The organism is Streptomyces sp. NPDC048290, from assembly GCF_040652095.1.
Taxonomy (GTDB): Bacteria; Actinomycetota; Actinomycetes; order Streptomycetales; family Streptomycetaceae; genus Streptomyces.
The window spans coordinates 86,254-107,375 of the sequence record NZ_JBEZLM010000028.1; the positions used below are offsets into that span (position 1 = coordinate 86,254).

The 21,122-nt window shown below is 72.3% G+C and carries 21 protein-coding genes; 9 read left to right on the forward strand and 12 right to left on the reverse strand.

The genetic code is table 11. The features are described from left to right. Positions 1-7 precede the first annotated feature (7 nt). Complete coding sequence (locus tag AB0D49_RS35060; protein WP_362765883.1) at positions 8-517, forward strand: DinB family protein; 510 nt, start codon at positions 8-10, stop codon at positions 515-517. On the opposite strand, the gene AB0D49_RS35065 is transcribed toward AB0D49_RS35060, so the two are convergent. Together AB0D49_RS35065 and AB0D49_RS35070 are read right to left on the reverse strand one after the other, a co-directional pair. Next, positions 487-1,569, reverse strand: coding sequence for an adenosine deaminase (locus AB0D49_RS35065; protein WP_362765886.1), 1,083 nt, complete (start codon positions 1,567-1,569; stop codon positions 487-489). The genes AB0D49_RS35060 and AB0D49_RS35065 overlap by 31 nt on opposite strands. 67 nt (positions 1,570-1,636) lie before the next feature. Next, entirely contained in the window at positions 1,637-2,032 is a 396-nt protein-coding gene (locus AB0D49_RS35070; protein WP_362765889.1) for a VOC family protein, read from the reverse strand. 379 nt (positions 2,033-2,411) lie between these two features. On the opposite strand from AB0D49_RS35070, the gene AB0D49_RS35075 reads away from it, so the two are divergent. Together AB0D49_RS35075 and sph are read left to right on the forward strand one after the other, a co-directional pair. Then, entirely contained in the window at positions 2,412-2,873 is a 462-nt protein-coding gene (locus AB0D49_RS35075) for a pyridoxamine 5'-phosphate oxidase family protein (protein ID WP_362765892.1), read from the forward strand. Positions 2,874-2,993: 120 nt separating this feature from the next. Then, positions 2,994-3,989 carry a sphingomyelin phosphodiesterase gene (gene sph, locus AB0D49_RS35080; protein ID WP_362765895.1) on the forward strand — a complete coding sequence of 332 codons (996 nt, stop codon included), beginning with the start codon at positions 2,994-2,996 and terminating at the stop codon, positions 3,987-3,989. A 140-nt stretch (positions 3,990-4,129) separates the two neighbouring features. Here the strand turns inward: sph and AB0D49_RS35085 are convergent, their stop codons facing one another. Both AB0D49_RS35085 and AB0D49_RS35090 read right to left on the reverse strand, forming a co-directional pair. Continuing rightward, a complete protein-coding gene (locus AB0D49_RS35085) occupies positions 4,130-5,500 on the reverse strand; it encodes a phospholipase (RefSeq protein WP_362765898.1) in 1,371 nt (456 codons plus the stop codon). Positions 5,501-5,569: 69 nt separating this feature from the next. After that, complete coding sequence (locus AB0D49_RS35090) at positions 5,570-6,451, reverse strand: glycoside hydrolase family 19 protein (protein ID WP_362765901.1); 882 nt, start codon at positions 6,449-6,451, stop codon at positions 5,570-5,572. A 359-nt stretch (positions 6,452-6,810) separates the two neighbouring features. Here AB0D49_RS35090 and AB0D49_RS35095 point away from each other — a divergent pair, with 359 nt between their 5' ends. Beyond that, positions 6,811-7,917, forward strand: a complete 1,107-nt coding sequence (locus tag AB0D49_RS35095; RefSeq protein ID WP_362765904.1) for an acyl-CoA dehydrogenase family protein — start codon at positions 6,811-6,813, stop codon at positions 7,915-7,917. Here the strand turns inward: AB0D49_RS35095 and AB0D49_RS35100 are convergent. From AB0D49_RS35100 to AB0D49_RS35120, 5 genes are all read right to left on the reverse strand, one after another. Beyond that, on the reverse strand, positions 7,914-9,038 hold the full coding sequence (locus AB0D49_RS35100; RefSeq protein WP_362765907.1) for an LLM class flavin-dependent oxidoreductase: 1,125 nt from the start codon (positions 9,036-9,038) through the stop codon (positions 7,914-7,916). The two genes, AB0D49_RS35095 and AB0D49_RS35100, sit on opposite strands and share 4 nt — an antisense overlap. 60 nt (positions 9,039-9,098) lie before the next feature. Further along, entirely contained in the window at positions 9,099-9,653 is a 555-nt protein-coding gene (gene ssuE, locus AB0D49_RS35105; protein WP_362765910.1) for an NADPH-dependent FMN reductase, read from the reverse strand. Between the two features lie 68 nt (positions 9,654-9,721). Then, a complete protein-coding gene (locus AB0D49_RS35110; protein ID WP_362765913.1) occupies positions 9,722-10,939 on the reverse strand; it encodes an acyl-CoA dehydrogenase family protein in 1,218 nt (405 codons plus the stop codon). A gap of 23 nt (positions 10,940-10,962) precedes the next feature. Continuing rightward, the gene (sfnG, locus tag AB0D49_RS35115; RefSeq protein ID WP_362765915.1) at positions 10,963-12,087 is read right to left on the reverse strand and encodes a dimethylsulfone monooxygenase SfnG; all 1,125 of its coding nucleotides are present in this window, start codon (positions 12,085-12,087) and stop codon (positions 10,963-10,965) included. 143 nt (positions 12,088-12,230) lie between these two features. Continuing rightward, positions 12,231-12,383 carry a putative leader peptide gene (locus AB0D49_RS35120; RefSeq protein ID WP_362765918.1) on the reverse strand — a complete coding sequence of 51 codons (153 nt, stop codon included), beginning with the start codon at positions 12,381-12,383 and terminating at the stop codon, positions 12,231-12,233. A 485-nt stretch (positions 12,384-12,868) separates the two neighbouring features. On the opposite strand from AB0D49_RS35120, the gene AB0D49_RS35125 reads away from it, so the two are divergent. Then, on the forward strand, positions 12,869-13,315 hold the full coding sequence (locus AB0D49_RS35125) for an SPW repeat protein (RefSeq protein ID WP_362765921.1): 447 nt from the start codon (positions 12,869-12,871) through the stop codon (positions 13,313-13,315). 126 nt (positions 13,316-13,441) lie between these two features. Here AB0D49_RS35125 and AB0D49_RS35130 read toward each other — a convergent pair whose 3' ends face one another. Beyond that, the gene (locus tag AB0D49_RS35130) at positions 13,442-14,212 is read right to left on the reverse strand and encodes a metalloregulator ArsR/SmtB family transcription factor (protein ID WP_362766005.1); all 771 of its coding nucleotides are present in this window, start codon (positions 14,210-14,212) and stop codon (positions 13,442-13,444) included. An 88-nt stretch (positions 14,213-14,300) separates the two neighbouring features. On the opposite strand from AB0D49_RS35130, the gene AB0D49_RS35135 reads away from it, so the two are divergent. Together AB0D49_RS35135 and AB0D49_RS35140 are read left to right on the forward strand one after the other, a co-directional pair. Continuing rightward, positions 14,301-14,882, forward strand: coding sequence for a hypothetical protein (locus AB0D49_RS35135; protein ID WP_362766008.1), 582 nt, complete (start codon positions 14,301-14,303; stop codon positions 14,880-14,882). Positions 14,883-15,270: 388 nt separating this feature from the next. After that, positions 15,271-16,647 (forward strand): Cmx/CmrA family chloramphenicol efflux MFS transporter, encoded by a 1,377-nt coding sequence (locus AB0D49_RS35140; RefSeq protein WP_362765924.1) that lies wholly within the window; start codon positions 15,271-15,273, stop codon positions 16,645-16,647. On the opposite strand, the gene AB0D49_RS35145 is transcribed toward AB0D49_RS35140, so the two are convergent. Continuing rightward, the gene (locus AB0D49_RS35145; protein ID WP_362765927.1) at positions 16,629-17,420 is read right to left on the reverse strand and encodes a GNAT family N-acetyltransferase; all 792 of its coding nucleotides are present in this window, start codon (positions 17,418-17,420) and stop codon (positions 16,629-16,631) included. The two genes, AB0D49_RS35140 and AB0D49_RS35145, sit on opposite strands and share 19 nt — an antisense overlap. 202 nt (positions 17,421-17,622) lie before the next feature. On the opposite strand from AB0D49_RS35145, the gene AB0D49_RS35150 reads away from it, so the two are divergent. Next, positions 17,623-18,105, forward strand: a complete 483-nt coding sequence (locus AB0D49_RS35150) for a nucleoside deaminase (RefSeq protein ID WP_362765930.1) — start codon at positions 17,623-17,625, stop codon at positions 18,103-18,105. Between the two features lie 76 nt (positions 18,106-18,181). Here AB0D49_RS35150 and AB0D49_RS35155 read toward each other — a convergent pair whose 3' ends face one another. Then, positions 18,182-18,892, reverse strand: a complete 711-nt coding sequence (locus AB0D49_RS35155; protein WP_362765933.1) for a chaplin — start codon at positions 18,890-18,892, stop codon at positions 18,182-18,184. A gap of 422 nt (positions 18,893-19,314) precedes the next feature. Here AB0D49_RS35155 and AB0D49_RS35160 point away from each other — a divergent pair, with 422 nt between their 5' ends. Continuing rightward, positions 19,315-21,048, forward strand: coding sequence for an alpha/beta hydrolase (locus AB0D49_RS35160; RefSeq protein ID WP_362766011.1), 1,734 nt, complete (start codon positions 19,315-19,317; stop codon positions 21,046-21,048). The last annotated feature ends 74 nt before the right edge of the window (positions 21,049-21,122 follow it).

Sequence of the window (21,122 nt, forward strand, 5' to 3'; positions counted from 1 at the left end):
TGGAGCCATGCATGCCAAAGACATCCTCATCGACGGCTACGACCGCATCCGGGAAGAGGTCCACGCCGTGGTGGAGGGGCTCGACGCCGAGCGGCTCAACGCCCGCCCCTCCCCCGCCGCCAACTCCGTGACCTGGCTGGTCTGGCATCTCACCCGGGTCCAGGACGACCACATCGCCGACGCGTTCGGACTCGACCAGATCTGGCTCTCCGGCGACTGGCCGGACCGCTTCGGCCTCGGCCTGCCCCACCACGACACCGGCTACGGGCACACCCCCGCCCAGGTCGCCCAGGTGCGGGTGACCGACGGGCGGCTGCTCACCGGCTACTACGACACCGTCCACACCCAGACCCTCGGAGCGCTGCGCGCACTCACCGCCAAGGACCTGGAACGGGTGGTGGACGAAGGCTGGGAGCCGCCGGTCACCCTCGGCGTACGGCTGGTCAGCGTGCTGTCCGACGATCTCCAGCACATCGGACAGGCCGCCTACGCCGCCGGACTGGTCCAGCGCGCGTAGCCCGGCAGCACCACGTCCTCGATCAGCGCCCGGCGCTCGTCGAACGGGATGAACGCGCTCTTCACCGCGTTCACGGTGACCGTGCGCAGATCGTCGACGGTCCAGCCCGCCTCGTCCACCAGCAGGGACATCTCCCGGCTCATGGTGGTGCCGGAGACCAGCCGGTTGTCGGTGTTGAGGGTGACCCGGAAGCCCAGGTCCTTCAGTACGGTGATCGGGTGCCCGGCGATGGAGGTCGCCGCGCCCGTCTGGAGGTTGGAGGTCGGGCACATCTCCAGGGCGATCCGGCGGTCGCGGACCCATCCGGCGAGCCGCCCCAGCTTGCCGTCCACGATGTCGTCCATGATCCGCACCCCGTGCCCGATCCGCTGGGCGCCACACACCTGGAGCGCCTGGTGGATGCTGGGCAGACCGTGTGCCTCACCGGCGTGGATGGTGAACGGCACGCTCTCGTGGCGCAGATGCTCGAAGGCGGCGAGGTGGTCGGCGGGCGGGAAGCCGTCCTCGGCGCCCGCGATGTCGAAGCCGACGACCCCGGCGTCCCGGAACGCCACCGCAAGGTCGGCGATCTCCCGGCTGCGGTCGAACATCCGCATCCCGCACAGCAGGGTGCCGACCCGGACCGGCGTCCCCATCGCCGCCGCCTTCGCCATCCCGGCCGCGAGCCCCTGCTGCACGGTCTCCACGACCTCCGGCAGCGCCAGCCCGCCCGTCAGCATCAGCTCGGGCGCGTACCGGACCTCCGCGTAGACCACCCCGTCGGCCGCGAGGTCGAGCACATACTCCTCGGCGGTGCGCAGCAGGCCCTCGCGGTTCTGCAGCACCGCGAGGGTGTGTTCGAAGGTGGCTATGTACCGCACCAGGTCACCGGAGTTGGCGGCCTCGTAGTACCAGGCGGCGAGGCCGTCGGGGTCGGTGGTGGGCAGGGTGTGGCCGACGGCCTCGGCCAGCTCCACGACGGTGGCGGGACGCAGTCCGCCGTCGAGGTGGTCGTGCAGCACGGCCTTGGGGAGCCTGCGGAGCGTGGCGTCATCTACGCGCGTAGGGGTCATGATGTGGTCTTTCCGGGACGAGACAGGACGGAAGCTGAGGTACAGAACGGAGAAGGGCGGCGCGGACCTACGGGGCGGTGGGCTGGAGCAGGTCCCACCGGTTGCCGTACAGATCCTGGAAGACGGCCACCGAGCCGTACGGCTCGTGCCGGGGCTCCTCCAGGAAGGTCACTCCGGCGGCCAGCATCCGGGCGTGATCGCGGGCGAAGTCGTCGGTGTGCAGGAAGAAGCCGACCCGGCCGCCGGTCTGGTCGCCGATCCGGGCCCGCTGAGCCTCGCCCTTGGCACGGGCGAGCAGTACGGCGGCACCGGCGCTCTCGGTACCCGGTTCGACCACGACCCAGCGGGAGCCGTCGGGACGCGGTGTGTCCTCGGCGAGCCGGAAGCCGAGGGCCTCGGTGTAGAAGCGAATGGCCTCGTCGTAGTCGTCGACGACAAGGCTGACCAGGGCGACGCGTCGCATCGGGACCTTCCGGGAGTACGGTTGACCGGAGAGGTTATACGTAAAACGCGGACCGCGCCACCTAGGGGTGCGACCCCTGTCCCGGGCGGCCTCCGATCCGCTCCCCGGCTTGCCGCCCGCCCCTCCGCCGGGAGTCCTACACCCCTGGCCGCTAGCCGCCGGAGGCCATCCGGCGGCCGGGGCCTGTCGTTTGGATCATCCCGGCGCTTCGCGGGGCCTGGCACGCACATCTGCCGCGTTGTCGTCACTCGCCGACGCTCCGCGTCGACTCCCTCCTCCGCCTTGCAGCTGCACGCACCAGACCCCGCTCGGGTCGGCCGCCAAGGCACTGCGGCTGACGGCCAGGATGATCCAAACGACAGGCCCTAGCATGCCCGGCATGACGATCACGGAGGTGCCGCGCGACCGCGAGCAGCGCAAGCGGGACGTACTGGGGCGGCTGGAGCGCGAGACGGACATCTGGGTGGCGTCGGCGGACACCGGCGGGGTGCCGTGTCTGGTGGCGCTGTGGTTCGTCTGGCACGACGACGCGGTCTGGCTGGCCACCCGCCCCACCAATCCCACCGGCCGCAATCTCGCCACCGGCGCGCGGGCGGTCCGGCTGGCGTTCGGTGACACCCGGGACGTCGTCCTGATCGACGGGGACGTGGAGGTCCACGACCGGACGGAGGTACCGGCCGGTGCGGCGGAGGCGTTCCGGCGCAAGACGGGCTGGGACCCGCGTACGGACCGGGCGGTGTACGCCTACTACCGGGTGACTCCGCGCGCGGTGCAGTGCTGGCACGAGGAGCGGGAGCTGCCGCAGCGGCACATCATGCGCGACGGAAGCTGGCTCGTCTGAACACTTCCGCCCTGTACGCCCCTCGGTCATCCTTCTCCCGCACAGGTGTTACCTGGGAGTAATCCCCGCTGGTTTGATATGCGGCGCCACTCAACCCCCTTTCAGCCACAGGGAGATCCAGTGACGCTCACCGCATACCGCCGTACCCGTGTCCGGGCCGCCGCCGCCCTGGTCGCGGGCTCACTGACCGCCGCCGGTCTGCTGGGCTCCGCGCCCACCGCGTCGGCCGCCGCCCCGGCGCCCGCGCTCAAGGTGCTGTCGTACAACGCGTTCCTGATGAGCACGTCCCTCTACCCGAACTGGGGTCAGGCCCACCGCGCGGCGGCGATCGCCGGGGCGCCCTTCGTCCAGGGGCAGGACGTGATCGTCCTCCAGGAGATGTTCGACAACACGACCTCGGACGCGCTCAAGAACCGGCTCGCCGACCGCTACCCGTACCAGACGCCGGTGGTGGGGCGGACCAGGAGCGGCTGGGACGCCACCGGCGGCGCGTACTCGGCGACGACCCCGGAGGACGGCGGGGTGACGATCCTCAGCAAGTGGCCGGTGCTGCGCAAGGAGCAGTGGGTCTATCAGGACGCGTGCGGCGCGGACTGGTGGTCCAACAAGGGCTTCGCCTATGTGGTGCTGAATGTGAACGGCAGCAAGGTGCATGTGCTGGGCACCCACGCCCAGTCCACCGACCCCGGCTGCGGCGCGGGTGAGGCGGCCCGGACCCGCAGCCGGCAGTTCCGCGCCGTGGACGCGTTCCTGGACGGCAAGAACATCCCGCCCGGGGAGCAGGTGATCGTCGCCGGGGATCTCAATGTCGACTCGCGCGCTGCCGAGTACGGCTCGATGCTGGCCGACGCCGGGCTGGTCGAGGCCGACGCCCGGACCGGGCACCCGTACTCCTTCGACACCCGGGACAACTCGATCGCCCTGGACCGGTATCCGTCCGATCCGCGCGAGGACCTGGACCATGTCCTGCACCGGGCGGGGCACGCCCGTCCGGTGGTGTGGCGGAACGAGGTCGTCAAGGAGACCAGCGCGCCCTGGACGGTGTCGAGCTGGGGGACGGACTACACGTACACCAATCTCTCGGACCACTACCCGGTGACCGGCGCCGGGAGCTGAGGGCAAGGTCGGCCGCCCTGGGGGCGGGGGGCGGCCGACCTGCCGGTCCTACGGGTCGTACGGGTGGTACGGGTCGTACGGGTCGTACGGGTCACACCAAGGTCTTCCCGGGCTTCCGGGTCCTACGGGTCCTACGGGTCCTACGGGTAGACGTACGTGTTGAGGGTGTCCACCGCTGCCTTCGGGTTGCCCAGGTCGTAGCGGTCCACGGCGAGGAAGGTGGGCTTCTTGCGGGCGGCCGGTTCGCAGAAGCGGCGGGCGCGGTCGGTGAGCTTGGAGTTGTCGGTCCCGGCGGTGCCGGACATCGGGGTGTCGCGGAAGTGGTTCATCACGAACAGCGGCCGGAAGGCACCTTCGGTGCGGGTGAGCGGGATATTGGTGTCGGCGCCGTACCAGCGGCTGTAGCAGGACCAGTCGGAGGCGCCGACGCCGGACCCCATGGACCAGTAGTTCTCCACGGTCCACTCGCTCTGGTACATCACACCGAAGCTGTCCCGGGTCAGGCCCGCCGACTGGTCGGCGGCGCGGCTGTGGTCGGTGAAGATCAGCAGCCGGTCGTCGGCGGCGATCAGGTCGGCGACCCGGGGCCAGCCGTTCTGCCGGACGCCGGTCCGGTCGGGGCGGTAGAGGACGTCGGAGAGGCCGCCGACCCGGGCGAGTTCGGAGCGCAGGACGGCCGGGTCGACGTAGTCCTCCAGGAAGACGGTGGCGATCTGGTCCGGGTTGGCCTTGAGGAAGTCCACGATCCGCTGGAGGTCGACCCAGAGCGCGACCGGGCGGCTGACCAGGGTGCAGCTGTTGTGGCAGAGGATGGCGCCGTCCGGGGTCTGGTGGATGTCGAGCATGAATCCGCGGACCCCGTCGGCGAGTTGCTGGTTGATGCCGCGCGACTGGTTGGGGAAGAGATTGACGAAGGGCGGGGCGAAGCCGCCGTCCACGCCGTTGGCGTAGGCGTTGTGCGAGGTCAGGAAGGTGACCTGGTCGAGGGTGCGCTCGCTCGCGGGGGGCATCGGGCGGGTGGGGGAGGTCACCGGGGTGAGGTACCAGGCGGCGAGGGCGCCCGCGCCGCCGACGGCGAGCGGGGCCGGGTAGTTCGCGCCGGACGGCTTGGCGGCGACGGTGAGGTGACGGTCGGTGCCGGGGGCCTTGAGGGTGTACTGGTCGGTGCCCGTCGGGGTGATCTCCCAGGGGGCGTCGGCCCCGGCGCAGGGGACGGTCCTGGCCTGCGCGCCGGAGCGGCCGAGACAGGAGCCGGGCGCGTCGGTGTTCTCCAGGACGTAGGCGGAACCGTTCGCCCGCAGGGTCCACTGCTGGCGGTCCTCGTTGCCCTTGGGGTTGTGCTGCTCGACCGCGCCGCTGGCGTCGGCGGCGTTCAGCCCGGTGACGGCGCTCTGCACGTAGTACGCGCCGGGCGTGGGGGCGGCGGCCTGGGCGGCGGTGGCCGGAACGGGCACCACGGCCGACGCGGCGAGCGCGACGGCCGTGGCGAGCAGGGCGTGGGGGGTGCGCATGACGGGGTCCTTCGTCCGGAGGTTCAGGTCGGAAGTCAGGTGCATGACACCACGCCGGGCCGGACCGCGTCAGCAGGACAAGTTACCGCCGGGTGAAACTCCGAGGATCTGGGTGAACCGGTTGTAGTTGTTGATCCGGCTCTGGACCTGCGCCGGGTTCCTGCCGTCGCACTCCAGGGAGCCGTTGATGGAGCGGATGGTGTGCCCGAAGCCCGCCTGGTTCACCATCGCGGCGTGACCGGTCATGGTGCCGGGGCCGCGCTGGGTGTTCCAGTACCACAGGCCGGTCTTCCAGGCGATGGACGCGTTGTTCTGGACCTGCCAGGGGTTGCCCAGCAGATCGATGCCCAGCGCGTCCCCGGCCGCCTTGTAGTTGAAGTTCCAGCTCAGCTGGATCGGTCCGCGCCCGTAGTAGGCGGCCTGTCCGGCGGGACAGCCGTAGGGCTGGCTCCAGTCGCAGTAGTGGGGGTAGTTGGCGGTGTTCTGCTCCACGATGTGGACCAGTCCGCCGGTCTCATGGCTGACATTGGCGAGGAAGGCCGCGGCCTCCTGCTTCTTGACCGTGTCGCTGCCGGTGTTGGCGAACGCCGGGTAGGCGCTCATCGCCGAGACCAGCCCGCTGTACGTGTAGAACGAGTTGCGGCCCGGGAACATCTGGTTGAACTGCGCCTCGGTGACCACGAAGCTGGTGTTCGGAGTGCCGGTGTCACACGCGTACGGCTCCCAGTACCAGGTGCTGATGGTCGGGTCGTAGCCCGGATTGGCGTGTTCGGCGATGTACGCCTTGCCGTCGGTGTAGCGGACGACGGCACCGGCGGCGTACGACTGCCCGGCCACCCAGTTGGGATAGCTGGAGCAGGGGGCCGCGACCGCTTCGGCGGCCGGGAGGACGACCGGTACGGAGGCGGCGATGGCGAGAGCGGACAGAACGGCGGAGAGGCGCCTCTTCACGGAGTGAACTCCTTCGCGGAGCACGGCCGCACCCGCGCAAGGCAGGGCGAAGCCGACCTTGCCCGCGCGCACCGGTGTCACCGGTCACGACGGTCGGGGCGGCCGTGGTGGGGGGTTGTGGACGCACACTCAACCGCGTTGGTCTGTACCAGTCAAGGGTGTAGACCAGTTCTCGACCGGGCCGATCGGGTCGACGCAGGTCAGGGCGCGGGGGGCGAGTTCAGCGGGGGCGGTACGCAGGCATACGGGGGGTCAACACAGGGAGGCGGAGAGGTGTACGGGGTCGGCGCGGGGCGGTGAGGAGACTTACGGGGAGTCGGCGCCGGGCGGCACACAGCCCGGGGCGGAGAATCGTCCCCATGACCAGCGCCCCGCCGCCCCCCTCCCCCTCGTCCCCCTCCCCCTCCCCCACCTCCCCACCCCACCCCCTGATCGACCGCGCCCGTCGTCTCGCCCGCGAACTCCTCGCCCCCCGCGCCCAGGAGGTGGACCGCACCGAGGTCCCGCCCGGTCATCTCACGGCGATCCGCGCGTCCGGTCTGCTGGGGGTGAGCGCGCCCGTCGCGTACGGCGGTGCCGGGGCACCGGACACCGTGGCGCGGGAGGTCGCGGAGATCCTGGCGGGGGCGTGCTGCTCCACCTGGTTCGTGCAGACCCAGCACCACACCCCGGTCCGGCTGCTGGCCCGCTCCGACGCGCCGGTGCGGGAGCGGCTGTTGCGCCCTTTGGCCACCGGTGAGCTGGTGGCGGGCATCGCCTACGCCCATGTCCGGGCCTATCCCCGGGTGCCGGTCCGGGCGACGGCGGTGGCGGAGGGCTGGCGGTTCGACGGGACCGTGCCCTGGTACACCGGCTGGGGGCTGAACGACGTGATGCTGCTCGCCGGGGTCGCCGAGGGGGACGCGGGCCCGGAGCTGGTCTTCGCCTTCACCGACGCCCGGGAGCGGCCCGGACTGCGCGCGTCGGCGCCGATGCGGCTGGCGGCGCTGACGGCCGCCCGGACCGTCGCCCTGGAACTGGACGGTCTGCTCGTGGAGCGGGAGGCGGTCCTGCTGCGCGTCCCTCAGGCCGAGTTCGCCGCCGTCGACCTGGCGCGCAGCGCCAACGCGTCCCCGGCGTTGTTCGGGATCGCCTACGCGGCGCTGGACCTGCTGGACGCGGACGCGCGGGCGGCGGCGGAGCCGCTGCGGGAGCGGATCGACCAGGTGCGGGAGCAGGCGTACGCGCTGGCCGAGGCGGACGGGCCGGAGCCCCGGATCGAGGAGCGGCTCGCGCTGCGGGTGCGGGCGCACGATCTGATGCGGGCGGCGACCACGGCGGCGGTGGTCGCGGGCGGCGGCCGGGCCATGAGCCTCGACAGCCCGGCCCAGCGGCTGTACCGGGAGGGCATGTTCCTGCTGATCCAGGCCCAGACGGCACCGGTACGGGCGGCGCATCTCGCGCACCTGGGGACGGACCCGCGCTAGCTCGCGAACGGCACCTGGTCCCCCGCCGGATGGTGCCAGCGGCCCCGGCGCGCCAGCAGCGGCAGGACGCCCTCGCCGAACCAGTACGCCTCCTCCAGATGGGGATAGCCGGACAGGACGAACTCGTCGATGCCGAGGGCGTGGTACTCCTCGACCCGGTCGGCGACCTCGGTGTGACTGCCGACCAGGGCCGTGCCCGCGCCGCCGCGGACCAGGCCGATGCCCGCCCAGAGGTTGGGGTGGATCTCCAGGGCGTCGCGGGAGCCGCCGTGCAGGGCGACCATGCGGCGCTGTCCCTCGGACTCGCTGCGGGCGAGCCCGCGCTGCACCGCGCGGACGGTGTCCTGGTCGAATCCGGCGAGCAGCCGGTCCGCCTCGGCCCATGCCTGGGCGGCGGTGTCGCGGGTGATGACATGCAGCCGGATGCCGAAGCGCAGGGTGCGGCCCTCGCGGGCGGCGAGCCGGCGCAGGCGGGCGATCTTCTCGGCGACCTGGGCGGGCGGTTCGCCCCAGGTGAGGTAGACATCGGCGTGCCGGGCGGCGATCTGTCCGGCGAGGGGTGAGGACCCGCCGAAGTACACCTCGGGCACCGGGTCGGGCACCCGGGCCAGCCGGGCGTCCGCCACCCGCAGATGGTCGCCGTCCAGGTCGACGGTCTCGCCCTTCCACAACCGCCGTACGACGGTGAGGAATTCACCGGTACGGCGGTAGCGGTCGTCCTTGTCGAGGAAGTCGCCGTAGGCCCGCTGCTCGTGGCTCTCGCCGCCGGTGACGACATTGAGCAGGAGCCGTCCGCCGGACTGCCGCTGGAAGGTGGTGGCCATCTGGGCGGCGAGGGTCGGGGAGAGGAAGCCGGGGCGGAACGCCACCAGGAACTTCAGCCGTTCGGTGTGGCGGCTGACCATGGCGGTGGTGAGCCAGGCGTCCTCGCACCAGGCGCCGGTGGGGGTGAGGGCGGCGACGAAGCCGAGGTCCTCGGCGGCGCGGGCGATCTGCGCGAGGTAGGCGACGGTGGGCGGGCGGTCCCGGCCGGTGGCGGTGGCCGGGGTGCCGTGGCCGCCGCCGACGACGTCCCGGCTGTCGCCGTTGGTGGGCAGGAACCAGTGGAACGTGAGGGTCACCGGACATCTCTCCGATCGGCGGCGCGGCCCGTGGTGGTGGCGTCGGCGGGGGCGGGCATGTCAGCTCGCGGCGGCCAGCAGCGGGGTGCTGCCGAGGGCCAGGGAGAACTGGTCGACGACCTGGGTGAGCGCCTCGGTGGCGGTGCCGGCGACGGTGAGGGAGCCGTCGTCATGGACGGTGATGTCCTTGTCGAGGGTGAACCAGCCCTGCACTATGTGCCCGGCGCCCATGGAGCTGAGGACGGGGCGCAGGGCGTAGTCGATGGCCAGCACATGGGCGGTGGTGCCGCCGGTGGCGAGCGGCAGCACGGTCTTGCCCGCCAGCGCGTACTGCGGCAGCAGATCCAGCAGCGCCTTGAGGACTCCGGAGTAGGACGCCTTGTAGACGGGGGTGCCGACGACGACGCCGTCCGCCCGTGCGAACAGCTCGGTGGCCGTGACGATCGCCGGGTGCCGGAAGTCGGCGCCGAGCAGGGCTTCGGCGGGCAGGGTGCGGACGTCCAGCGGGACGACGTCGTGGCCCTGGGCGATCAGCCGCTGGTCGAGGTGGCGCAGCAGCCGGTTGGTGCGGGAGGAGGCGGAGGGGCTGCCGGAGACGGACAGGACGGTGGCCATGCGGTCCTCTTTCGGGAAACGGGACGAGCGGGGCGCCCGCCTGGCTGCGGGCGCCCGGTGAGTGGCGGTCAGGAGTACCAGGTGGGTTCGGGCAGCGTGCCGTCCAGGACCCAGCGGCCGACCTCGCGCCGCTTGTAGGCGACGGGGTCGTGCAGGGTGTGGGTGCGGATGTTGCGCCAGAAGCGGTCCAGGCCCTCGGCGGTGGTGGTGGAGCGGGCGCCGGTGACCTCGAAGATACGGCTGCTGATCTCCAGGGCGACCTCGGTGGCGCGGGCCTTGGCGGCGGCGACCCGGACCTCGAAGTCACCGCGGAGCTGGGCGGTGACGGCGTCGGGGTCGTCGTGCAGCCGCTGTCCCTCGTGGGCCACGGCGTCGGCGAGGGCCTCGGCCGCCCACAGTTTGGCGGTGAGATCGCCGTAGGTGTCGATGACGTACGGCTCGTCGGCGGCGCGGTCGTGGCCGCCGTGCAGCCAGGAGCGGGACTTCTCGCGGGTGTAGGTGGCGGCGGACTCCAGGGCGCCGCCCGCGATGCCCAGATAGAAGCTGACGAAGACCAGTTGGATGGTGGGGACGTTGAGGGTGTTGTAGACCCGCGGCTGGAACTCCTTGCCGATGTATCCGGCGGCGGCGGACCAGGGGGCGCGGACGCCGTCGAGGGTGACGCTGCCGCTCTCGGTGAGGCGCTGGCCGATGTTGTCCCAGTCGTCGTGGAAGGTCAGGCCCGCGCTGTCGGAGGGCACGATCGCGAAGACATGCCGGTCGGTGACCTCGAAGACGCCTTCGAGGACGGTGACGTCGGAGACCTTGCTGCCGGTGGAGAAGGATTTGCGGCCGGTGAAGACCAGGTCGTCGCCGTCCTCGGTGACCGTGACGTCATGGTCGCGGGGGTTGACGGCGCCGCCGAAGAACCAGCGGTGGCGGGCGGCCTCGGCCTCGATGTGCTCCCACTGCTCCCGGGTGCCGACCAGGCGGGCGGCCCAGTTCCACAGGTAGTGGTAGCCGAGGAGTTGGCCGATGGAGCCGTCGGCCTTGGCGATCTCCCGGACCACCCGGTAGGCGGTGGGCCAGTCCTGTGCGGCACCGCCGTGCGCGGTGGGGCCCAGCAGGGTGACCAGTCCGGAGTCCTTGAGGAGTTGGACCTCGGCGTGGGGAGTGGCGCCGGCCCGGTCGCGGGCGGCGGCGTCGGTGGCGAGGACGGCGGCGACCTCGGCGGCGCGGGCGATCCAGTCCCCGGCGCTGTCCGGGGCGGGGCGGGCGGTCCAGTCGGTGGGCGTGACGGTGCTCATGGGGCCTCTTTCGCGGTGGGGGGTCAGGCCGGGACGGGTGCGGTGGGGGCGCTGTCGGGGTCCGGGAGGGCGGCCTCGCGTTCCCGGACCAGGGGGAGCACGCGCGAGCCGAAGTACGCGACCTCCTCGTGGTAGTGGAGGAAGCCGAGCAGGAACAGGTCGACGCCGAGCCGTTTGTAGGTGACGATCCGGTCGGCGATCTGCTCGGGGGTGCCGATGAGCCCGGTACGGAAGCCGTCGTTGTACTGGACCAGGTCCTCGAAAGTGGAGTCCTGCCACATGCCCTTGCCGTCGGCGGTGGACCGCCCCGCCTGCCGGACGGCGGCGCCGAAGCCCTCGACTGCCTCGGTGTCGGCGCGGGCGATGATCTCGCGCAGCGTCGCCCGCGCCTCGGCCTCGGTGTCACGGGCGACGACAAAGGCGTTGAGGCCGAACTTCGGTGGTGTGCGCCCGGCGTCGGCGGCGGACCGGTGGACGTCGGTGAGCTGTTCGGTCACCCCGGCGAAGTCCTTGCCGTTGGAGAAGTACCAGTCGGAGACCCGGCCCGCCATGGCGCGGGCGGCGGTGGAGTTGCCGCCCTGGAAGATCTCGGGGTGCGGGCGTTCCGCGCTGGTGAGCGGCTTGGGTTTGAGGGTGAAGTCGCGCAGCCGGTAGAAGTCTCCGGCGAGTTCGGTGTGGTCCTCGGTCCAGATCTGGCGCAGCGCGCGGATGAACTCCTCGGCACGGCGGTAGCGCTCGTCGTGTTCCAGCCAGGGTTCGCCGAGGGCGGTGAACTCGCCCTTGAACCAGCCGGAGACGACGTTCACCGCGAACCGGCCGCCGGAGAGATGGTCGGCGGTGGCGCCGAACTTGGCGAGGACGCCGGGATGCCAGAGGCCGGGGTGGACGGCGGCGATGACCTTGAGACGCTGGGTGGCGAGCAGCAGGGCGAGGCTGAAGGCGGTCGACTCGTGCTGGTACTCGGCGCCGTAACTGGCCATGTAGCGGACCTGGCTGAGGGCGTAGTCGAATCCGTTGTTCTCGGCGAGAACGGCGAGTTCGCGGTTGTAGTCGTATCCCCAGTCGGTGCGCTGTTCGATGCGGCTGGTGACGAGTCCACCGCTGACATTGGGTACCCAATAGGCGAATTGAAGGGGCTGGGCGGGCATCGGGAACTCCTGTTGCGGACATCCCTTTCGGGCACACCTCGTTCATCCACGGCCGCCGGTGGAACATGTACCGGCGCGTGAATAGGGGGTGAAAGAAAAGGAGGGGGAGAGGAGCGCGGAGCGCGGCGGATCGGGGGAGGTGATCAGGCCGCGGCGCAACAGGAGGCGCTGGAGACACGCGCGAGATCGACATGCCGTCGCCGCGTGAGGTCCAGTCGCATCATCATGCCGTCGATCGTCGCAGCCGCCTGTCCGGGCGTCAAGGAGGACCCGAGCGGTCTCGAATCGCGGACCATTGAATTTCATGGACAGGGGCCGGGGAAACCGTGAACTCGCGGGAATGCGGCCTGCATTCATCGGCGCCATGGATCGAACAGCGGGAATATCTCACCGCGGTGAGCGCGGTGATCGCGGTGACCGCGCACCGGCAACACCGTTCACCGCGCCGGGCGGCGGCCGGGCGACCGCGCCCGCACCCTGCGGCGGCTGCCGGACGGGACGCCGGGAGCGGGGCGCTCCGGCGGTGTCCGATCCACGGGGCCGATCACCCGGGACGCCTGCGGGACCCGGCGAGACCCTGCGGGACACCTGCGGGGGGCCGCTGATGCCGGGCCGCCGTCCCGGCCGCCGCCCTGTCGATCGGCCGCCTACCGGCGCCTACCGGCCGCCCTCGCTGAGCGCTACACATAAGTCCGAAAAAGGAGCACAATGAACTTATGCGGCGTTTACCGCACACCGCACCAGAAGCGGTAATGCCTGCCAGTCACAAGGGAGACGACTCATGGCCAATGTCTCGCACACCAGGGGTGACATATCGAGCCACCCCGATGTCTCCGAAATGCGGGATCGCTACGCCCGTATGCTCGGCGGCCGCGATGTGGCGCTCATGGACGGCCCGGTGTTCCTGCTGGGCCTGTACTGTGCGGCGTCCCCGTGGATAGTCCACTACTCGGCCACCCAGCCGGCCCTCGCGACCCACAATCTGATCATGGGTATCGCGATAGGTCTCCTGGCCCTTGGATTCACCAGGGCCCCGGAACGCATGTACGGCCTGAGCTGGGCCATGTGCGCGATGGGCGTATGGATGATCATCGCGCCGTGGATCGTCGGCACCGGCCCCGACCGGGGCGTCATCTGGAACAACGTCGTCATCGGAGCGCTGGCGATCGTGCTCGGCCTGGCCTGTGCCGGTGCGGCGTTCAGGACCGCCCGCAAGCCAGTGACGTAGACGGGAGCGGAAGAGAGGTCATCGGACCTGGAAGAACCGCGACAGCGGACGGCCGGTCCGCGGGGCGCACAGCCCCGCCGACCGGCCACCGCCGTGCCGGGCTCACGGTCCGGGTCGGGGTCCGGGTCAGGACGTCGGCACCAGCCAGGGCTTCTGCGGCAGCGAACGCCCGGTCTCCAGCAGCGACTTCAGGTTGGAGAGCACCTGTGGCCAGCCGAGCGAGAAGTCCGCCAGCTCGCCCTCGTCGTACAGGTCCTCATGGGTGACGGTCAGCCGGACGATGTCCTCGTGCGGCCGGATGTCGTAGGTGACACGGGAGTAGGCGTCCGCCTGGTCCGCCCGTGCCGGGTCGCTCCAGGTGGTGACCAGCCGGGTGGGCCGGTCACTCTCGACGACCTCGCCGACGATGTCCTCGACGCCGGAGCCGTCGGTGCGGACATGGGCCCAGCGCGAGCCGGGCCGCCAGTCCGCCGAGACATTGCTGTGGCCCCAGTAGTCGGCGGTCACTTCGGCGTCGGTGAGCGCGTCCCACACCTTCTCGGGTGTGCTGGCGATGTAGGTGACGTACACATAGTTGGGCTTGTCGGTCATGGCTTCCTCGGCTCGTCGCTTCAGGGCACCGAGCGCACGCAGCCGCGAGCGCTCGAACTTGTCGATCCACCGCTCCTGGATCTCATGGAGCGGCACCGGATTGAGGTAGTGCAGCTTCTCCCTGCCCCGCCGCACCGTGCTGACCAGATTCGCGGCCTCCAGGACGGCCAGATGCTGGGTCACCGACTGCCGGGTCATCTCGATCCGGGCACACAGCTCGCCGAGCGTCTGACCGCTCTGCTCATGCAGCCGGTCCAGCAGCCTGCGGCGGGTGTCGTCGGCCAGCGCCTTGAAGACCCGGTCCATCGCGGAGTCACTCTCTGATTGCACACTTAAAGTTATGCAGGCAATTACTTGCATGTCAAGCGCGACCCGGCCCGGCACGCTGGTCCGCATGGATCGGACACCGGCGAAGACCGCTCAGGTACTGCTCATCGGGGGACGCGCGGGCGTCGGAAAGACCACGGTCGGCTGGGAGGTCTCGGCCCTGCTGCGCACCGCCGGGGTGGCGCACGCCGTGATCGACGGCGACTTCATGGGCATGGTCCATCCCGCCCCGGAGGGCGACCCCCACCGGTCGGCGGTCACCGAGCGCAATCTGACGGCGGTCTGGGCCACCTACGCCGGACTCGGCCACCGGCGGCTGATCTACACCAACACCGTGAGCGTGCTGGGCGAGTCCGCCGGGATGTTCCACCGGGCGATGGGCCCGGACGTGCGGATCGTACGGGTGTTGCTGACCGCCACCGACGAGACGACCGCGCTCCGGCTCTCCGGCCGGGAGCTGGGCTCCGAACTGGCCGGGGAACTCGCGGGCAGCGCCCGCAAGGCCCGGCTCCTGGACCGGGAGGCCCCGGCGGACACGGTCAGGATCACCACGGACGGACAACCGGTGCCGGCGCTGGCGCGGGAAGTGGTCCTGGCCACGGGGTGGGTGACGGGGAGTGAGGGAGTGGGGGGCGTGGGTCGGGGGTGAGGTGTGGGAGGGCGGGGGCTCAGGGCAGGCTGCCGGGCAGGGGAACCAGGGCTTGGGCTCGCGGCCCCTGGGGGCTGAGGCTCAAGGAACCGGTGCCACCGCGAAAACCCCGTTGATCGCCGGGACGGCCCCCGCTAAGGTCCCCGTCATGACACAGCCCGAGTCGGACAGAGCCAGGCCGCCGGTCACCCGGCGGCGGACAGGTTCTCAGCCGTAGCGCGTCGGTCGTCCCGACCGCTTCCGCCTCCCGTGACCGGACCCCCGTATCCGTGGGCCCGGTTCTCCCGTCGTGTCGTCGCGCCGTGACCTCCGTGTCACGCCCGACCGGCTCCGACCCGCCCGGCCCACGGCATCCCCGTTCGTCCGTCCGCCGTGGGAGCCGATCTCCGTGCCGTTGTTCCTCCATGTCCTCAGCCTTGCCGTGTTCGCGCAGGGCACCTCCGAATTCATGCTCGCCGGGCTGGTCCCGGGCATCGCCGCCGATCTGTCGGTGTCGACCGGTGCCGCCGCGAGCCTCACCTCCGCCTACGCCGTGGGGATGGTCCTCGGCGCGCCCGTGATGGCCGCGCTGGGCGCCCGGCTGCCCCGGCGCCGGGCGCTCGCCGGGTTCCTGACGGCGTTCGTCGCCGTGCATCTCGTCGGCGCGCTCACCGGCGACTTCGCCGTGCTCTTCGCCACCCGGGTGATCGCGGCGGTGACCAACGCCGGGTTCCTCGCGGTGGCCATGTCGGTCGCGCACGACGCCGTGCCCGCCGAGCGCCGGGCGCGGGCTACGGCCGTACTGCTGTCCGGGGTGACGCTGGCCTGTGTCGTCGGTGTGCCCGCCGGGGCCGCGCTCGGTGACTTCGCTGGCTGGCGGGCCGCGTTCTGGGCGGTGGCGGCGCTGTGTCTGCCCGCCCTGGCCCTGGTGTTCCGCTCGGCCCCGGCCGACGCCGCGGCCCCCGTCGCGCTGTCCGTCCGCACCGAGGCACGGGTCCTGCGGTCACGGCCGGTACGGGTCGCCCTGCTGCTCGGGGCGCTGGTCAACGGGGCGACCTTCGCGACCTTCGGCTATCTCGCGGTGCTGGCAACCGAGGTGACCGGGCTGGCCGGCAGCGCGGTACCGGGGCTGCTGGCGGCGTTCGGGGTCGGCGCGTCCGCCGGGGTCGCCTGGGCGGGCCGCACCGCGGACGGCACACTCAAGCGGGATCTGCGGATCGCGCTGCTCGCCCTGCCCGCCGCCTGGGCGGTCCTGGCGCTGGGCAGCACCTCGGCCTGGGCGCTGCTCCCGCTCGCGGTGCTCCTCGGCGCGCTGTCCTTCGGCGTCGGCGCGTCGCTGATCAACCGGGTCATGCACACCGCGGCGGACGCCCCGGTGCTGGCGGGCTCGTTCGCGACCGTGGGGCTCAACGCCGGTGCCTTCGCGGGTCCGCTGCTCGCCGCGACGGCCGCCGGGGCCGGGCAGGACGCCCGCTTCGCGGTGGCGGTGAGTGTGGCGCTGTCGGCGGCGGCGGGCGGTGTGCTCCTCGCCGACCGGGCGCGGCACCGGGCACGCGCCATGGACCGCCGTAACGCGGGCCCCGGTACCGCCGACCGCCGTACCTCGGACCCCCGTCCCACCGCAGACCCCCGTCCCGCCGAGGGCCGCACCGCCGACCGCCGTACCTCGGACCCCCGTCCCGCCGGGGGCCGCACCGCCGACGGCCCCACCGCAGACCCCCGTCCCACCGACCCCCGTCCCGCCGACGGCCACGCCGTCGACGGACGTCACGCCGAGGCGCCCTGAGGCACGTACAGGTACGGCGTGGTCGTGGTGAGCGGCTGGAAGCCTAGGCGTTCGAGGATGGGGCGGCTGGCGGCGAGCGCGTCGACCTGGAGATAGCGGAAGCCGTTCGCCACGGCGACCCGGGCGCGGTGGGCGACCAGCGCGCGGTAGACGCCCCTGCCCCGCCAGGACTCGACGGTGCCGCCGCCCCACAGTCCGGCGAAGCGCGCGCCCGGCGCCAGCTCCAGCCGGGCCGCGCTGACGGGTTCGTCCCCGGCGAGGGCGAGGACGGCCACCACGGCGTCGGGGTCGGCCTGCAACTGGGCCAGCATCCGGCGCCGGAGCCGGGAGCCGTCGGTACCGAAGGCGCGTTCGTGGACCGCGACGGCGAGGTCGACGCCGGCCGGGTCGGTGACCGGGACGATCCGGATGCCGTCCGGAGCGTCGGCGTCCAGATCGAGGTCGGCCACCTCGCCGATCATCAGCGTCTCCTCCGGTTCCGGGGTGAACCCGGCCGAGGCGAGCCGCTGCCCCAGGTCGACGGGGAGGTCATGGCCGTACACCTTCCACTCGAACTCCCGGCCGAGCGCGGTGAAGTCGGCGATCTGCCGGGCTATCGCCGCGTCGGCGGTGGACTCGTCGAGGTCGGACCAGAGCACCCCGTTCCAGCCGTGGGCGGGGGCGGTCTGGCGGACCACCCGGCCCACCCGCTCGACCACGGCGTCGGGCCCGTCGGGGCGCGCACTCTCGCGCATGTCCCGGTCGAAGAGTGCGAGTACCCCGGAGTGATCCATAGGCCACACTTCATCACCACAGCGTGCTCAAGGCAACGAATTTCGCCGAACCTCACAGACCGGGCGGACCGGCGACCTACCGGACCCGGCGGATATCACGTGGGCCGGTCCGCCGGTCCGACGTAGGCTGCCGGAAGATCACTGCCGAGGACCGGCGCCGGTGTCATCGCCGGGCCGGGGCGCGAGAGGAAGGCCGTACGCCATGGTCGACACCACCGAGCTGCCGTATCTGCGCCGCTGTCTGGAACTGGCGGGCGAGGCGCTGGACGCCGGGGACGAACCGTTCGGATCGGTGCTGGTGGGGGCCGACGGGACGGTGCTCGCCGAGGACCGCAACCGGATCGCGGACGGCGACCGCACCCGCCACCCGGAGTTCGAGCTGGCCCGCTGGTCGGCCGGGCACCTCTCCCCCGAGGAGCGCGCGGGGGCCACGGTGTACACCTCGGGTGAGCACTGCCCGATGTGCGCGGCGGCGCACGGCTGGGTGGGCCTGGGCCGCATCGTGTACGTGGCGTCCTCGGCGCAACTGGTCTCCTGGCTGGCCGAGTTGGGCGTGGAGCCCGCGCCGGTACGGCCGTTGCCGGTGCAGGAGGTGGCGCCCGGGGTGACGGTGGAGGGGCCGGTCCCGGAACTGGTGGAGGAGATCCGCGCGTTGCACCGGCGGGCGCACACACCGCGAGGCTGACCGGAGCGGACGGCAAGGGCTCGGCCCCGCCGGAGGCGTCCGCCGACGGGGCCTGGACCCTGCGGGTGCGGTCCGGTCAGCGGGCCGCGCCGGGACGGTGGCGCCGGTAGAGCGCCGCCCCGCCCAGGATCAGCGCGCCCGCGCCGAGCGCGACCGGCAGAGTGGCGTCCGTACCCGTATGGGCCAGCGAGGCCGTGGTGCCGGGCGGGGCCGGGGCGGGCGGCGCGGGAGCGGGGGTGTGCCGGGCCGGGGGTTCCGGTGTGCCGGGGACCGGCGGCTCCACCGGGGGTTCCGGGCGTTCCGGGGGCGCCGGAGGCTTGCGCGGGCCCGGCCGGTCGTCCGACTCGTTGCCGGTGGCGGCGTTGCCGACGCCGACGACGTTCACGCTGTTGCCGCTGATGGTGACCGGCAGTTCGACGGGCAGTTGGACTCCGTTGCCGGACAGCAGCCCCGGTGAGCCCTGGGACCCGCCCTCGGCCGTCGCCCCCTCGGGCGCCCCGCCCGGCTGCCCGGCCCCGGCGTCGCCACCGGCGCTCTCGGCGGCGCAGGTGTTGCCCGCGGCCGGGTTGAGGAGCCCTACCACATTCACGGTGTTGCCGCACGCGTTCACCGGGACATCCACCGGGAGCTGAATCGTATTTCCGGAGATCAGCCCTGGTGAGCCGGTTGCACCACCGCCCGCCGAGGAGCCTCCGACAGCGAAGGCGGCCTGCGCGGGAAACGCCACGGCCATCGCGCCGGAGGCGGCGGCGACGGCGATCACACCGTTCCGGGTAACCCGTTTCATAGGGTGCCTGCCTTCCAGACTGGGTCACGGGCGGTCGCCCGTACGGGATAAAACGCAGGCGAACCATCCGAGTTATGGCCAATCGTCCTTTCACCCCATCGAGTGGACAGACTTATCGAACTGGTCGCAAAACCGGGTATGGATCACATCACGTGATCATCCAGACAGAGCGCGCGGCGCCCGCACGGCACGGATACGGGTCCGGGTCCGGGTCCGGGTCCGGGTTCGCCATCGGCACGACGGCGTACGGCACCGGGACCAGCACCAGCACCAGCACCGGTCCGATGGCCTACGGCACAGCGCGCCTCCGCCCGCCGCCCCTCGCCGACGGGCGGCCCGGACAGGTGCCGCCTATCGTGAGCCGAGGCCCCGTTCCCCGGTTCGCGGCGCGGCAGCAGCCGCAGGCCGCCTTGGAGGCATCGATGCTGAGCAGGCTGCTGGTGCGCCCCGCGGTCGTCGCGGCGGCCACCGGTCTCGCGCTCGTCGGCACCGCGCTCCCCGCCACGGCAACCGCCACCGCGCCCGCCACCGCCGGGAAGCGCGCCGCCGAGCCCGACCTCACCCGCTTCTACCGCCAGAAGGTGGCCTGGGGCGGCTGCGAGGGCGACGGTATGCCCCGCGACCTCCAGTGCGGCACGGTCACGGTGCCGCTGGACTACGCGAGACCCGGCGCCGGAACGCTCGGCCTGGCCCTCGCCCGCTATCGCGCCACCGGCGACAGACGAGGCTCGGTCGTCCTGAACTTCGGCGGCCCCGGCGGCGCCGGGGTGACCGAACTCGCCTACGGCGGCGAGGACTTCATGGGCCTCACGGACGGCTACGACGTGGTCGGTTTCGACCCGCGCGGCGTCGGCCGCTCCTCCCCCGTCACCTGCGGCACCGCCGCCTACGAGAGCGACGGCACCGAGGCGGACGCCACCGATCCGCTGGCCGACCCGGCGGCGCTGCTGCGGCGGCTGCGCGCGGCGGCGGCCGAATGCGCCCGGCACTCGGGCCCGGTCCAGCACCACATGGGCACCGTGGACGTCTCGCGCGACCTGGACGTCATACGCCAGGCCCTCGGCGACCGCGACCTCAACTACCTCGGGTTCTCGTACGGGACCCGGCTGGGCGCGGTGTACGCGGCGCAGTTCCCCGACCGGGTGGGCCGGATCACCCTGGACGGCGTGGACACCCTCACCGAACCGCTCGCCACCCAGGGCATCGCGGGCGCCAAGGGCCAGCAGACCGCGCTGGAGGACTTCCTGGACTGGTGCGTCGGTGACGTGGCCTGTCCGTTCGGCCAAGATCCGCGCCGGGCGCGCGAGGACGTCGTCAAGCTGGTCCGGTCGCTGGACGAGGACCCGGTGCCGACCACGTTCAACGGGCCGTTCACCGGCCAGGACCTGGTGGGGGCGATCGGGCAGGCGCTGTACAGCGAGCGGCTGTGGCCGCTGCTGGAGCGGGCGCTCGCCTCGCTGGTCGAGGACGGCGACACCCGGGGCGTGGAGAACTTCGCGACGGGCGGGGCGGCGGCACCGGGCGGGGTGACGGTCACGACGGCTCCCCGGCCACGGCCGGCACGGGAGACACACCCCAAGGACCCGACGACGCCCACGGACCCGACGACCGTCAAAGACCCGACCACCCCCACGACCCCCACGGACCCCGCCTCCCCCTCCGACTCCCCCGCCCCGCACGACACTCCCGTCGCCGAGGAGGACATCCCCTTCGACAATCTCCCGGCCGCCCTGGTCGCCGTGAACTGCGCCGACGACCCCGACCGGCCGAGCGCGGCGCGCCTCACCCGGGAGCTGGCCCGGCTGCGCGCCGCGTACCAGCAGGCGTCCCCCGTGTTCGGCACGCACCAGCTCACCCAGGTGCTGCTGTGCTACGGCCGCCCGCAGGGCACGGACTTCATCCGGGAGCGGGTCAAGGACGTCGACGCGGCGAAGATGCTGCTGGTCGGTACGCGGGGCGACCCGGCGACGCCGTACCGCTGGACCGAGCAGACCGCGCGGCGCCTGGGCGAGGCGGCGGTCGTGCTGGACAACAAGGGCGACGGGCACACCGGGTACGCCTCCTCCAGGTGTGTGCGCTCCACGGTCGACGCGTTCCTGCTGTACGGCTCACTGCCGCCGAACGGCAGTTCCTGCGGCGACGACGAGCGCCCGTGAGCCGCTCCGAGAGGCGCTCCGTGTGGCACTCAGAGATGTCGCGAACGCCACCAAATGCCCCGTCCGTGAATCGG